This window comes from uncultured Sunxiuqinia sp., from assembly GCF_947495665.1.
GTDB classification, from domain to species: domain Bacteria; phylum Bacteroidota; class Bacteroidia; order Bacteroidales; family Prolixibacteraceae; genus Sunxiuqinia; species Sunxiuqinia rutila.
On sequence record NZ_CANLZV010000005.1, the window covers coordinates 301,768 to 316,390 of the forward strand.

The following is a 14,623-nucleotide window of genomic DNA, read 5'->3' on the forward strand; positions in this document are numbered from 1 at the left end:
TTTAAAGGCCTCTTTTTTAGGGGCCTTTTTTTGTGCCTGATCATTTTAAGTGCTACTTTGTTTTCTATAATACAGGAATCTAACTTGTTTGCCATGCCCGATTCAAACAAAAGAAAAAAAACAAAGCCGATTTATGTTGTTTCCGGAGGGAAAGGCCTTGCCGGGAATAATATGGTTCAATCGTTACTCATTCAGTATCCTGATAATAAAGTGCCGGTAATTATTGTTTCCGATGTTTCGGATGAGCAAAAAATAGAAGAGGTGGTGCTTCGTGCTCAGAAAGACAACGGGTTGATTACCCATACCATGGTTAATTCGGAACTGCGTAAAAAATTGATTGCCCTGGCTCAAAAACATCAGGTGAAACAGGTGGATTTCATGGGGAAATTGGCCGATTACCTCGATGAGGAACTGGGTATTCCATCGTTAAAATCCCCCGGGCTTTTTCGGGAAATCAACCAGCGCTATTTCGATCGTATTGAAGCCATTGAGTTTACTTTGAACCATGATGATGGCATGAGTCCTGAGCGCTTGCACAAGGCTGAAATCATTTTGTGTGGTGTTTCCCGATCGGGCAAAACTCCGCTGAGTGTTTACCTGGCGATGTATGGCTGGAAGGTGGCCAATGTTCCTTTGGTGAATGGCATTCGTCCTCCGCGCGAATTGTTTGAGGTTGATCCGCAACGGGTTTTTGGACTTCACATTGGTTACCAACATTTAATTGCCCATCGCATCAAGCGTTTGCGGAGTTTGCCACGGCACGACAGTTCAAACTATACCGATGAAGCAAAAGTGAGAAATGAAATCCGCAACGCCTCCTTCATCTTTAAAAAAGGAGGGTTTACGGTGGTGCATGTGTCGAACAAGCCGGTGGAGTCTACGGCCAACGAAATTCTGAATATTATGAATGAACGCTTCGAGTATGGTGGGCGGCGCATCACTTCGCCCTACCAGAATACCATCAATCCGGCCGGAGTTGGTGAGGAAAGCAAACAAGATGACAACAACAAGGATAAATGAGTTTCTTGTTATGATCAGTGAAGGTGATTTCTCAACAGACAGGGCTTGGTAAGCTTACTTTTTCGGAAATATTACCAGAAATGAAAAGTGTTAATGATTTGGCGATTGTTCTTGCTAATTGGCTGTCTGTGTGTGTTTTGGTATGGACTTCATGCGATTCTTTAAATCAGGAATATTGGCTCCTTTCTTTTTCGCTTAATCCATGAAACCGTTTGATGGTTTGCGGTTTGCATCTAAAAAACTTCTCAGATTCAGGTCGAATCACTAATATTTTGACTTATTTAGAACAATTATAAGAGCAGATTAAAATCATTTTGGTATTTTCGGACTCGTTACTGAAAATGGAATTATTAATCAAAAGATAACAATCGAGTTTAAGACGAAAACTATAACAATAAATCAACTTTATAAGAATTAATAATCAAATTATGAATCAGCAGAAGAGTTATTTAGGGCCATTTCTTACAATGGTATTTTTATTTTTTATCGTTGGATTTTTGACGGTAGTCTTTCAACAGTTTCAAAAACCTTTAGAGTCAGCATTCCTTGGTGCTGATAGTATCCAAGGGATCAAAAACACTTTGTCAATATTAGTAACCTTTACTTGGTTCCTGGCATATCCGGTAATGGGTGGAACTGGAAGTAAGTGGGTTGACAACTATGGTTATAAGAAAACCTTGATCAGAGCCTTGATCTTAATGGTTTTTGGTTTGTTAGTCAGTGCTGGTTCAGCATGGATTGGTTCAATGGAAAATTCACCCGCAGTTGCCGGTATTCCTGTTGGATTCTTTGTATTCCTGTTAGGTTCATTTGTTGTCGGATCAGCAGCAACGGTAATGCAAGTTGTAATTAACCCTTACCTAACTGCTTGTGATGTAAAAGGAACAAGTGCTATTCAGCGTATTACTATTGGAGGTTCTTCAAACTCTATTGGTACAACTATCGCTCCTTATTTTGTGGCAGGTATTGTGTTTGGTGGTGTATCTATTGCCGATGTTAAAATCGACCAGGTATTATTACCATTCGTGCTGTTAGCAGTAACGATTGCAGTTGTTGTTTTTATTGTAAGCAAACTAACACTTCCTCATATTGAAGGAACAACAAACGACGAAGGTGTAAAACTAGAAAAAAGTATCTGGTCATTCTCTCACCTAAAATTGGGTGTTATTGGTATCTTCTTTTACGTTGGTGTTGAAGTAGCTATTGGTGCTAACATTAACATGTATGCTGACTGGCTGGGTGGAAGCTTTGCTGAAAGAGCTTCACGCATGGCCATGTTATACTGGGGAGGTATGCTTGTTGGACGTTTGGTAGGAAGTACTTTAAGTAAGATTTCGGCCAAGGTACAGTTAGTGGTTACTTCGGTAGGAGCAACGGTATTGGTTTTGATTTCGATGATTACAGGTAACCCTTGGTTCTTGGTTGGTATCGGACTATTACACTCAATTATGTGGGGTGGTATTTTCTCTTTGGCAGTAGCTGATCTTGGAAAATATACTTCTAAAGCATCAGGAGCATTGATGATTGGAGTAATTGGTGGTGCGATTCTTCCACTGATGCAAGGTATGATGGCTGACGCTTTGGGTGGTAACTGGGCTTGGACCTGGACGCTTGTTGTTATTGGTGAGCTTTATATCTTATATTACGCTTTGATTGGTTCTAAAGTGCACCAAAAAGGCTAATTGACATACAGAACTAACTTCATGGCCCTCTAATCAATTAAAGGGTCATGAAGAGTTAATAAGAATTTGTTAGTTAATAAATTTAATTATATGAAAAAAGTAGCAATAGGAGTCGATATCGGCGGTACCAATACTGCAATTGGTGTTGTTGACGAGGCGGGCAATGTGATGGTTAAAGATTCAATTCCTACGCCTTCGCATGGTAACCTTGAAAAATATATTGAAGAACTGACTGTAGCCATTAAAGAGCTGATCAAATCAGTAAAATTGGTGAACAGTGATATTGAAGTTTTGGGAATTGGAATTGGAGCTCCCAACGGAAACTATTACAGCGGAACAATTGAATATGCACCAAACCTTTCATTTAGGGGTGTTGTGCCATTGGTTGAGTTGTTGAAAAAGAGTTTCCCTAATTTGGATGCTTTGGCCTTGACCAATGATGCAAATGCTGCTGCCATCGGTGAGATGATTTACGGTGGCGCCAAAGGTATGAAAAACTTCGTAATGTACACACTGGGAACAGGAGTAGGAAGTGGTGTTGTAGTTAATGGAGACTTGGTTTATGGTGCGGATGGCTTTGCCGGCGAATGCGGACACACCGTTCTGATTCCGGGAGGTCGTACTTGCGGATGTGGAACGAAAGGTCACCTTGAAGCCTATTGTTCAGCTCCGGGAATGAAACGTACTGCTTTTGAAATTATGGTACGCGACAATGCCGTTGACAGCTTGTTGGCTGATAAATCATTTAAAGAATTGGATTCGAAAATGATTTTTGATGCTGCTGAAAAAGGAGATAAAGTGGCGTTGGAAGTGTTTGAGCTGACTGGTAAGTGGCTGGGACAAGGATTGGCTGATACGGTTCATCACCTGAGTCCGGAAGCAATCTTCCTGTTTGGTGGCCCAACAGCTGCCGGCGATTATATCTTCAAGCCAACTAAGGCTAGCATGGAAGAGTACTTGCTGCCAATCTTCAAAAATAAGATCAAAATTCTTCCTTCAGAACTAAAACAAGGAGATGCCGCTATTGTAGGTGCCAGTGCTTTGGTTTGGAAAGAAATTGAAAAATAAGGTCAATTTGATCCATAAAAAACGGGAATTCGAAAGAACTCCCGTTTTTTTTTAGCTAATATCTTTTTGAAACAAATGAGCGATGTCGCGAATGGTTTCGTCCAGGTTGCGGTAGTGAAAATCAATTGTTTTCTGAATTTTCTCTCCATTGTACCGATGAATCAGGTTGGAGCCGGAAACAGCTTCCCGCGTGATTTGAGGACGTTTCCCTGAGAAAAAGCTGGCTAAACGCGCAGCCCGCCAAGCCATTTGTAAAACAAGGTCGGAAGCAAAGGTTCGGGGGCGTGGCTTCTGCAGTGAATCAGCTATTTTATTGAAGAAATTCTGATAGCTCATGTTGCCTGCGTTCAATATAAAACGCTGGTTTTTAGTCTTCATAAAGTTCTGCTCATCCATCAGTTGAACCATAGCCGAAGCGACATCTCGCACATCCACAAAACCGGTTTCGCCTTTGGTGTAATACTTTAGGCCTTTGGCAATAGCCTGGAAAAGCTTGGGACTCCCAATATCCCAGTTGCCCGGCCCCAAAATAATGGATGGATTGACAATAACAGCTTCCAGTCCTTCTTCAATGCCGCGCCACACTTCCATTTCAGAAAAGAACTTACTCAGGCTGTAGCCCGATTTTCGCTTGGATGGAATCCAATAGGTTTCTTCGTTAATTTCGCTGCCGTCCTGGGTTTTTCCCAAGGCCGCAATGGAGCTAACATGGCAAAACTTCTTTACGTTATGATGAAGAGCCGCATCAATGATATTGGCTGTTCCTTTCACATTGTTGTTAAGCATGCTGTCGCGGTCGTTGGCATGAAACGATACAATGGCCGCACAATGATAGACTTCAGAAACTCCGACAAGGAGCTCTTCCATGCTGTGGTTGTCCAAAATATCACCTTCCACCCATTCAATTTGCTCATAAAGCTGGTCGGCTTGGTCGGTGTAGTAGGCAAACACTTTTTTCACCCCTTTCACATTGCTGGTGGATCGCTTTAAAACGCGCACCTGTTTGCCTGAACTTAATAAATTGAATAGCAAATGTGAACCAACTAACCCTGTGCCTCCGGTAACAAAAATCATAGTTTACAATTCAAAAGTAAGCGTTTAAAAGTAACAAGAACCTGCGAGCCGGCCAACGGCTATTCTTATTCTTTATGCTGGTTCCAGGGAGTCACGGCCTTGGCTCCAAATTCTTTGGCGGTAATCTTTTTGATGTGAACTTTCATGATGCCAACGTTGAGTACAGCAGGTTTACCGAATTTAAACTCGCGGTCGCTGTACTGAGCCATGGTTTGCTGAAGCATGCGGTACTTTTCGTCATAGTCATCAATAATTTCAACTTCACCTTCAACAAGCACCGATTTTGATTTGACGCGGTAGCTGCAGCCTACCCGGACATCCTGCCAGGCCAGTTCTTCGCCTAGGGTCCAGTTAATGCATACGTTGGGGTTTTTTCGGATGGTTTCCCAAAGGCGCCCTTCCTGGGCCGAATGCAGGACAATCGTGTCGCCATCATAGCCAAAGTTCATGGGTAAAACGTAGGGAACATCACCGTCTGACATGGCCACAAAACAGGTTTTGCAAGCTCGGATAATGTCGTCTATTTCTTCACGATTCTCAATAAAAAAAGTTCTCATGTGATTCTATTTTTTTAGCGGGTAATGGTCCGGTTTCCCAGCTGGATCGACAGGTGTTTTTCTACTTTTTTCAGGTTGAGGTATTGGTTTTGAAGGCTCATCACCTTTTCGATGTCGGAGGCAGCCTGCTGGATGCTTTTTTCCAACTCGGCAAGCATGTTTTTTACTTTTCGGAGTTTGTATTCCTGCACAACCTTGGGAACGATCAAATCCAGAATTTCATCTTCAGCCTCTACAAAGGCGCCGCCACGGGTCCAACGTTTGCTCTCGGTGTACTTTTCAGAAAGCAGGTCGCTGGCAAGCTGGCTAATGCGCTGGTCGGAGTGATTGGTGAAAAACGGCATGGGCTTGAAATCGGTATTGTCCAGGTTTTCGCGGAAAAAATCCAGGAACTGGTTGATCAGCGCATTGTCGGAATTCAGCCCATCATTTTCAATTTCCTCCAACACAAAACGCCCAACCGAGATGGAAATCGTTTCATCGGGATTTTCGCCTTCCTCCTCAAAAACTTCGGTGTGAAAATATTTAAGTAAGACACGCAGAATTTCGCGTTCTTCAATTTCGCAGAGGTTCTTCACCGTATTTACCGGCTGAGGAGTCGCTGGCTGTTGCTGTTGAACAGCTTTTGCCCGGTACTCTTTCCGACGATGATCCTCTGACTCTTTCATCATAATTTTTCGGATCTCGGTGTACAGAATATCTTCTCCCACATCCATCAGCGTGCTGCATTCTTTGATGTACATTGAGCGGGTGATGGTATCGGGAACTACCGATATGGAGCGCACAATGTTGCTGATCATGCGGGCTCTGCTTACCGGATCGTTTTCCGACTTTTCGAGCAGCAGCTTGGTTTTAAACCGGATGAAATCGGTTTGGTGTTCCTCGATGTACTCCTGCAGTTGCGTCGAGCTCATGGAACGGGCAAACGAGTCGGGGTCTTCTCCTTGCGGAAGGAGCAGTACTTTGACATTCATGCCTTCTTCAAGCACCAGGTCAATTCCGCGCAGCGAGGCTTTGATTCCAGCCTCGTCGCCATCATAAATAATGGTGATGTTGGGCGAGAATCGCTTGATTAGTCGGATTTGATCCGGGGTGAGAGCTGTTCCCGAGGAAGCTACTACATTTTCGATGCCTGCCTGGTGAAAGGCCAGCACATCGGTATATCCTTCTACCAGGTAGCACTTGTCTTGCCGTGTAATCTCGCGTTTAGCCTGGAAAATGCCATAAAGTACCCGGCTTTTGTGGTAAATTTCCGATTCGGGCGAATTCAGGTACTTGGCAATATTTTTATCGTTTTTCAGCGTTCGTCCTCCAAAAGCAGTCACCCGTCCCGCCACATTGTGAATGGGAAACATAACCCGTCCGGAAAACCGGTCGCGTACCCAGTCATCGCGTTTAATGGTCAGCCCGGTTTTTTCCAGGTATTCCATTTTGTAGCCTTGCTTTTGTGCGGCCTGGGTAAAAATGTCTTTACCCTCAGGACAGTACCCCAATTCAAACTTTTTGATGATGGTGTCCTGGAGGCCCCGCTCACGGAAGTAGCTAAGGCCAATGGTGCGGCCTTCATTTTCTTCCCAGATGTAACGAGTGAAATATTTTTGTGCGTAAGCCGATGCGATCATCATGCTTTCGCGGTCGTCTTTCAGTTGTTTTTGATGTTCTGTTTCCTCTTCTTCCTGAACATCGATATGGTATTTTTTGGCCAACCATTTCAGGGCTTCGGGATACGACAGCGCCTCATGCTCCATGATGAAGTTAACGGCATTGCCTCCTTTTCCACAGCCAAAACACTTAAAAATACCTTTTGCGGGCGACACGATAAACGATGGTGTCTTTTCATTATGAAACGGACATAACCCAAGCTGGTTGACTCCCCTTCGCTTCAGTGTCACAAATTCCGAGACCACATCTGAAATCTCGGCTGCATCCATTATTCGGTCAATTGTTGCCTGGTCAATCATACCCACAAAAGTAGGAAAATAGTCCTTAATTGGACTGGGCTGTTGAAAAGTAATCGGCTACTGTGTGGAGTTCTCCTCTTTTAGCGAACAACTACCTGAGGGCCTATTGCCCCGACAAATTGATCAAGGCTTTTGAAGAGAGAGCAGATTTGCCATGCCGTGGCGTTTGAGTTTCGGACAGATGATTGCAAGTCCTGGCATTTCAGCTTATCTTTAAAAACAAAAAAACGCAGCGGAATGAAAAAGAAATTGGTGGTTCTCACAGGGGCAGGAATGAGTCAGGAGAGTGGTATTCGTACTTTTCGGGATATGGGTGGACTGTGGGAAGAATATGATATTAGCGAGGTGGCCACACCCGAGGCTTGGGAGCGGAATCCGGAGCTGGTCATGCAATTTTACAACGACCGGCGCAAGCAGCTTTATGAGTGTAGCCCCAATGCCGGGCACCTTGGCCTAGCCGAGTTGGAGCAGGATTTTGATGTGCAAATTATCACGCAGAATGTGGATGACCTGCACGAACGGGCCGGAAGTTCCAAGGTGCTTCACTTGCATGGCGAATTGAAAAAAGTACGCAGCACCCGGTATCCCGATTTAATTTACGAACTGGATGGTTGGGAACTCAAATTTGGCGATTTGTGTGAGAAAGGACACCAGCTCCGTCCACACATTGTTTGGTTTGGCGAGGAAGTTCCGGCGATGGAGCAAGCTGTTCCCATGGTTGAGCAAGCCGATATTTTTGTGGTGGTAGGAACCTCGCTCAATGTTTATCCGGCAGCAGGACTCATGCATTATACCCACAAGGATACCCCGGTGTTTGTGGTTGATCCGGAGCGTCCTCCGGTTAGCATGAAGAAGGTGCAATTCATCGAAGAAAAGGCGGGGCTGGGCGTTCGCCTGTTGCATGAAAGGCTGCAGAATTTTCGAAATTTCTAGTGGTTTGCATGCTTAACCCCGTTTAACAATTCCTGCTGCTTCCCCGAACACTTTTCGATTTTTAAAATAAAAGATCAATTTTTTCAAAAAAAGTGAAACGATTGCAGGGAACGGGAGTCTTATTGAAAGCCAGAAAACAAATACAAACCATTTGAAAGAACCTGAACAATGCTCAGAAAACTAATTTTCCTGTTGCTTGTATGTGCCTGTACCGTTGGTTCGATGCACGCCCGGAATGATAAGGAGAAACTTAACCGGAAAACCTTAAGTGGTCACGTTGTGGATGCCAGCAGTGGTGAAAGCCTGATTGGTGCATCAGTTATGATTCAGGAGCTTGGGATGGGTACTGTCAGCAATAGCTATGGGTTTTATTCACTGGCTGTTGCCCCCGGAACTTATACGCTGGTATGCAGTTATATCGGTTACGAAGACTTGGTGCAACAGCTTGTATTGAAGGAAGATCAGCGACTGGAAATCGGTTTGACCCCGGAGTCGGAAGAACTGAAGGAGATTCAGGTGTTTGGCGAACGAAAAGATCAAAACATCACCCGGGTGGAAATGGGGGTGGAGCGGCTGCAAACGAAAACCATAAAATCCATTCCAGCGTTGATGGGGGAGGTGGATTTAATTAAAGCGATTCAGCTTTTGCCGGGCGTGCATTCGACGGCTGAAGGTGGTTCGGGCTTTAGTGTGCGTGGCGGAAGCCCTGACCAGAACCTGATTTTGCTGGATGAAGCAACGGTTTACAATGCCTCTCACCTGATGGGCTTCTTTTCAGTATTTAACAACGATGCGGTCAAGGACCTCAAACTATACAAGGGAGATGTGCCTGCCCAATACGGGGGACGCCTTTCATCGCTGCTTGATGTGCGGATGAAGGATGGGAACTCCAAAACGTTTGCGGGAGCAGGTGGCATTGGCACCATTTCGAGCCGACTGACGCTGGAAGGCCCGCTTAAAGAGGACCAAACAACCGTGCTTTTATCGGGACGCCGAACTTACCTGGATCTGTTTTTGCCGCTCTCGTCGGATGAGGATGTAAAAAACAGCCGGCTCTATTTTTACGATGCCAGCCTGAAACTTTCGCATCGCTTCAACGAAAATAATCGCTTATATGTGAGTTCCTACCTCGGACGCGATATCATGAAAAGCAATTTCTTCAGGATGGGGTTTGGAAATAAAACTTTGACTACGCGTTGGAATCATATCTTTTCCAACAAACTGTTTATGAACTTAACGGCGGTCTGGAGTCGCTACGACTATGAATTGGGAACCGATGAAGAAGACCCGGAATCATGGCTTTGGGAATCAGACCTGGAAGATCTGGGCATAAAGGTGGATTTTGGCTATTACATCACCCCGCGGCATTCGCTGAAATTTGGATTGCAGAGTTTTCACCATGCCTTTAATCCGGGAATGGCGATGGGGATTGGCGAGCAATCGATCTTTGGTGAGTACCAAGTGGGTGAAAATTATGCCTTGGAGCACGCCGGCTACCTTTCGCACCAGCACCATATTGGCGAGAAACTGGTGTTGAAGTACGGGCTAAGGCTATCCCTTTTTCAGAATATTGGCGAAGGGACTGTTTATGAGTATGGTGAAAATTATGAACCAGTTGATTCGACCAGCTACGCATCGGGCGAAGTCTACCAAAACTACTGGGGAATGGAGCCGCGCTTTGGCGTAAACTACCTTCTGGCCCCGGATTGGTCACTGAAATTCAACTACAACCGCTCACGCCAAACCATTCAGCAGGCTTCCAATACGGCGGCAGGCAGTCCGCTTGATATCTGGTTTCCGGCCAGCCCCAATGTGAAACCGCAGCTTGCCGACCAATTTGCGCTGGGAGTGTTTCACAACCTTCAGCAGAACCGTTATCAGCTTTCCATGGAAGCCTATTACAAGGATATGAAGAATACGGTTGATTTTGCGGATCATGCAGATTTGTTGTTGAATAAATACCTTGAAGGGGAATTACGCGTGGGCAACTCCAAAGCGTATGGGCTGGAGTTGTTGATGAAAAAGACCGAAGGCAGATTGACCGGATGGCTTGGGTACACCCTGTCGCGGGCCGAACGTACGATTCCGGGCATCAATGATGGAAACAGCTATGCGGCTCCTTTTGATAAAACCCATGACTTTAGTTCGGTCCTGAATTACGAGTTGAGCCAGCGTGTTTCGCTTTCGGCCAACTGGGTTTATTCCACCGGGCAGCCCGTAACTTTACCTGTTCAGCGCTATGAAATAAATGGCACCATTGTTCCACATTATTCAGAGCGAAACGGGGCGCGTTACGATGATTATCATCGGTTGGATTTGTCGCTGACCCTGCAAAACCGAAAAAACAACAGTCGAGCCTGGAAAGGGGAGTGGGTATTCTCGATCTACAATGCTTATAACCGCAAGAACACATGGGCCTTGAATTTCGTTCAGGATACCGAGAATCCGACGCAAACCTATGCTGAAAAGACCTATTTGTTTCCGATAATTCCGGCTGTTACCTATAACTTCAAATTTTAATTCACCATGAACGCAAAATACTTGATTTCAATGCTGATGTTGTTGCTGGCCTGTACCGAGCGGGTTGACTTTGAGTTGGATGAAGCCGGCGAGCCGCTGTTGGTTGTTTTTGGCGAAATAACCAGTGATACCCTGGCTCATGAAGTGAGCTTGAGTAAATCGGCTCCTTATTTTTCGAACCAGGAAGTAGAAATGGTGTCGGATGCACAGCTAAGCCTGAATGATGGAGTACAAACCATTCAGCTGACTGAAGATCCCATGCGGCCGGGCATTTACCAAACACCGGCCAATTATTTTGGGGTGGTTGGTCGGCAGTACCGGCTTGACATTTCGAATGTGGATGTGAATTCAGACGGGGAGTGGGAAACCTACCGGGCCGAAACGGTGATGAAACCAACGGCGCCGGTTTATGGAGCGGCCGTGGTTTATAATGTGAGCTGGGAAGGTTGGGAAGTTGGGGTGTTCAGTAAAGATAATCCGGCTACTGAGGACTATTATTTGTTTAAAGTTTATCAAAACGGCGTTCTTGCTACCGACTCGCTGCATAATTACCGGGCTGTGGATGATCGTTTTTTTAATGGCAATGAACTTCAAGGAGCCTTTGTGCAGTATTTTGATGAGGAGAAAGGGGAGTATGTTGCCAAAGGCGACACCATTACTCTGGAAATGGCTGGAATTACGAAGGCTTATTATGAATTTCTTGTTGGGGTTGACCGGGAGACCGGGACAAAAGTGCCGCTATTTAGTGGTCCGCCAGCCAATGTTAAGGGAAATATCAGCAATGGAGCTCTTGGTTTTTTTGCGGTAATGGAGGTTGAACGGGCATCCACTATTTTTACAGGCGCTACGATTAGCGATTGAGCTTTGGTCAGCTTATAAATCAGGCTATAGCCAGGGTCAGAATGCTGATTTTTGCCGAACAGTCCCTCAAAATGGTTGCTCCACAGGCTTCCAGCGTTGCTCCGGTTGTAACCACATCATCAATCAGTAACAGGTGCTTGCCTTCGAACCGTTCTGGATGTCGGAGCTCGAAAATGGTTTCCACATTTTCCCATCGTTCGTAGCGTCCTTTTTTGGTTTGGGTACTCGAAAACTTTTTGCGAATGAGTGCTTCCTGTTCAACCGGGATGCCAAGTTTATCCGACAAGCCTTTGGCCAAATGATAGCTTTGGTTATAGCCTCTTTTGCGTTCTTTTCGAGGATGGAGGGGAACCGGGCAAAGAAAATCGACAGATTGAATCCATTTGGTATCCTGAATTTCCAAAGCAAATTGAGCGCCCATGTATTCTCCAAGTTGTTTCAGCCCACGGTATTTGAGTTGATGCAGTATTTTTTGGTACGGACTTCCTTTTTTAAAATCGAAATAAGCACAGGCTCGTTCAATGGGCAGCCGCCCGTAAAAAAGCTGTTCCATGGGGTTGTCTGGTTCGTTGTGGAAATTAGTACGGGGCAGATGAAGCTGGCATTTCAGGCACAGGTAAGTTTCGGTAGCAATCAGCTTGTCGCCACAGACCAGGCACAAACGGGGATAAAACAGCTCCAAAAAAGCATTTAGGTAATTTGACCGATTCAACATGAACAACTAATTTTTAAGAAAAGATAACGCAAATTGATCAATCGGGCACTCTGTTTTAACAATTCACTCACAGGAAGATAAGCCATGGCTAAACTTAGCTTGCAGGGGAGTGCTTATCTTGTGGTAGTTTTAAATAACATGAAACAGAAAGCAGATGATGAAGACACCACCATCCCAGAAGGTCTTCATGGAGTGCTCCCGGAGGTCTTTTCTGGATCACCATTTGGTTTTCTGATTACCTCTTTCATTTTTTCCTAAAAGAAGGTTGCTCTCAGGCGGCCTTTTTCACTTAATTTTTACAAAAAAACTATTTTTGAACTTGTTTTTGCTAAATTTGGGTGCAAACTACTCTTAATTCAAACCAACTAAATGATTACAGCAATGGCTGGGAAACTTCGAAAATTCTTTCAGGAAAAAATTCTCCTTGTACTTTTTATCGGATTTGTCTTTGGTTTGTTGGCGCTTATCAGTTTCAACAAGTCGGTAGAATATACTTCAACGAACGAGTTTTGTGAATCATGTCATGTTCATCCGCATGTGACAGAATCCTGGAAACTGTCAACGCATTATGACAACAAAAGCGGGATTCAGGTGAAATGTGTGGATTGCCACCTGCCTCCCAAAGGCGAAGGCTATTTGATTGAAAAAGCCCGATTGGGAGCAAAAGACATTTACGGGTATTTATTTAAAGACCACGAAAGTTTTAACTGGGAAGCCAAGTCAACCGTTGAGCAGGCACAGCATTTTACGTACAAAGCTTCGTGTATTCAGTGTCATGTCAACTTATTCCCTTTAACTTTATCGAAAGAAGGACAGGATGCGCACCTTTATTATTCTCAGAATGAAGAAGAATTGCGCTGTATTAACTGTCACCTGCATGTCGGTCATTTCGACCCGAATGCGACACACGAAAGCAACATTGGCTTTGGAAAGGATATGCAGGCCAATATTGAGATTTATGATGAACCCACCCCGGTAGATCAACACGAAGATTTTGAAGAAAAGATTCCGGAGACTCCGGTTTCCTTCGAAATGGTTGCTATTCCAGGTGGAACCTTCAAGATTGGTAGCCCGGCTGACGAACCATACCGCGATGAAGATGAAGGGCCTCAAAAAGAAGTGAAGATCAGTCCTTTCTTTATGGGAAAAGTTGAGGTGACCTGGAACGAGTTTTTGGCTTTCTATAGCCAGACAGGCGCCGAAGGCAGAAGCACCGATACAGAAGGCTCGCGTACTGAAGGTGATGTGGATGCCATTACCGGACCAACGCCACCGTATGGCCAACCAGACCAAAACTGGGGCTTGGGCGATCGTCCGGCTATTACCATGCGGCATCGGGCAGCCATGGTGTATTGTGAATGGCTTTCTCAAGTAACCGGAAAAACCTACCGCTTACCCACCGAGGCAGAATGGGAATATGCCTGTCGTGGTGGCACGCAAACCCCTTACTTCTTTGAAGGGGATCCAACAGATTTCTCGCAAGCCAAATTCTGGAATAAGATTTTTGGAGCAGACACCACCAATATTAGTTCTTATGTGATTTATGATGTTAACAGCATGGCAAAAACCCAACCACCTTCAGCTGTAAAGGCCAATCCGTTTGGCTTGAAAAACATGTTGGGGAATGCCGCTGAATTTTGCCTGGACTGGTATGCTCCGGATGCTTACAATGCACTTCGCGATGGTGTTGAGGACCCGAAAGGACCGGCAAGTGGCACCGAGCGGGTTGTTCGTGGAGGCTCATTCAAAAGTTCGGCTGAAGATGTACGTTCGGCTGATCGCGATTTTACCAAAACCGAAGCCTGGATGAAGACCGATCCACAAATGCCTAAAAGTATCTGGTGGTACTCTGATGCCAACATGGTTGGCTTCCGGGTGGTGTGTGAGTTTGATGAAAATACTGGAAATCCATAACTAAATCTAAAGAATCATGACAGAAAAATCGAATTTCTCAAGACGTAAATTTTTAACCAATGCCGCAGCGCTAGGCGCTGTAGGTGTGATAGGAGCGAATGCACTGGTATCGTGTTCCGAAAAGAAGAAAGCGGTTGAACTGAACTTACCTCCTTTGCTTGATCAGGCACCGGATGGCAAACCCCTTAAAGCCGGAGTTATTGGCTGTGGTGGCCGTGGCTCGGGTGCTGCACTCGACTTTTTAAATGCCGGTCCTAACCTGGTGATTCATGCTTTGGGTGATGTTTTCCAGGATCGGATTGACGACTGCCGGAATAA

The 14,623-nt window shown here is 45.1% G+C and carries 12 protein-coding genes; 8 read left to right on the top strand and 4 right to left on the bottom strand.

Annotated elements, in window-relative coordinates; all coding sequences use genetic code 11:
• Positions 1 to 93 precede the first annotated feature (93 nt).
• From Q1A18_RS08930 to Q1A18_RS08940, 3 genes are all read left to right on the top strand, one after another.
• Positions 94 to 1,020: a pyruvate, water dikinase regulatory protein gene (locus tag Q1A18_RS08930; protein ID WP_299578636.1), complete on the top strand. Its 927-nt coding sequence runs from the start codon at positions 94 to 96 to the stop codon at positions 1,018 to 1,020.
• A gap of 428 nt (positions 1,021 to 1,448) precedes the next feature.
• Positions 1,449 to 2,702, top strand: a complete 1,254-nt coding sequence (locus Q1A18_RS08935; RefSeq protein WP_299578638.1) for a hypothetical protein — start codon at positions 1,449 to 1,451, stop codon at positions 2,700 to 2,702.
• 90 nt (positions 2,703 to 2,792) lie between these two features.
• Entirely contained in the window at positions 2,793 to 3,770 is a 978-nt protein-coding gene (locus Q1A18_RS08940; protein WP_299578640.1) for an ROK family protein, read from the top strand.
• Positions 3,771 to 3,821: 51 nt separating this feature from the next.
• Here the strand turns inward: Q1A18_RS08940 and Q1A18_RS08945 are convergent, their stop codons facing one another.
• The 3 genes from Q1A18_RS08945 to dnaG form a co-directional block, all read right to left on the bottom strand.
• Entirely contained in the window at positions 3,822 to 4,844 is a 1,023-nt protein-coding gene (locus Q1A18_RS08945; RefSeq protein WP_299578642.1) for an NAD-dependent epimerase/dehydratase family protein, read from the bottom strand.
• A 65-nt stretch (positions 4,845 to 4,909) separates the two neighbouring features.
• Positions 4,910 to 5,401: a pyridoxamine 5'-phosphate oxidase family protein gene (locus Q1A18_RS08950; protein ID WP_299578644.1), complete on the bottom strand. Its 492-nt coding sequence runs from the start codon at positions 5,399 to 5,401 to the stop codon at positions 4,910 to 4,912.
• Positions 5,402 to 5,415: 14 nt separating this feature from the next.
• The gene (gene dnaG, locus Q1A18_RS08955) at positions 5,416 to 7,362 is read right to left on the bottom strand and encodes a DNA primase (protein ID WP_299578646.1); all 1,947 of its coding nucleotides are present in this window, start codon (positions 7,360 to 7,362) and stop codon (positions 5,416 to 5,418) included.
• A gap of 237 nt (positions 7,363 to 7,599) precedes the next feature.
• On the opposite strand from dnaG, the gene Q1A18_RS08960 reads away from it, so the two are divergent.
• From Q1A18_RS08960 to Q1A18_RS08970, 3 genes are all read left to right on the top strand, one after another.
• Positions 7,600 to 8,295: an NAD-dependent deacylase gene (locus tag Q1A18_RS08960; protein WP_299578648.1), complete on the top strand. Its 696-nt coding sequence runs from the start codon at positions 7,600 to 7,602 to the stop codon at positions 8,293 to 8,295.
• 168 nt (positions 8,296 to 8,463) lie between these two features.
• Positions 8,464 to 10,815, top strand: coding sequence for a TonB-dependent receptor (locus Q1A18_RS08965; RefSeq protein ID WP_299578650.1), 2,352 nt, complete (start codon positions 8,464 to 8,466; stop codon positions 10,813 to 10,815).
• Positions 10,816 to 10,821: 6 nt separating this feature from the next.
• A complete protein-coding gene (locus Q1A18_RS08970; protein ID WP_299578652.1) occupies positions 10,822 to 11,676 on the top strand; it encodes a DUF4249 domain-containing protein in 855 nt (284 codons plus the stop codon).
• Between the two features lie 19 nt (positions 11,677 to 11,695).
• Here the strand turns inward: Q1A18_RS08970 and Q1A18_RS08975 are convergent, their stop codons facing one another.
• Positions 11,696 to 12,391 carry a ComF family protein gene (locus Q1A18_RS08975; RefSeq protein ID WP_299578654.1) on the bottom strand — a complete coding sequence of 232 codons (696 nt, stop codon included), beginning with the start codon at positions 12,389 to 12,391 and terminating at the stop codon, positions 11,696 to 11,698.
• Positions 12,392 to 12,772: 381 nt separating this feature from the next.
• On the opposite strand from Q1A18_RS08975, the gene Q1A18_RS08980 reads away from it, so the two are divergent.
• Complete coding sequence (locus Q1A18_RS08980; RefSeq protein WP_299578656.1) at positions 12,773 to 14,305, top strand: SUMF1/EgtB/PvdO family nonheme iron enzyme; 1,533 nt, start codon at positions 12,773 to 12,775, stop codon at positions 14,303 to 14,305.
• A gap of 16 nt (positions 14,306 to 14,321) precedes the next feature.
• Positions 14,322 to 14,623 (top strand): twin-arginine translocation signal domain-containing protein (locus Q1A18_RS08985; RefSeq protein ID WP_299578658.1); only part of this gene is annotated, 302 nt, incomplete at its 3' end.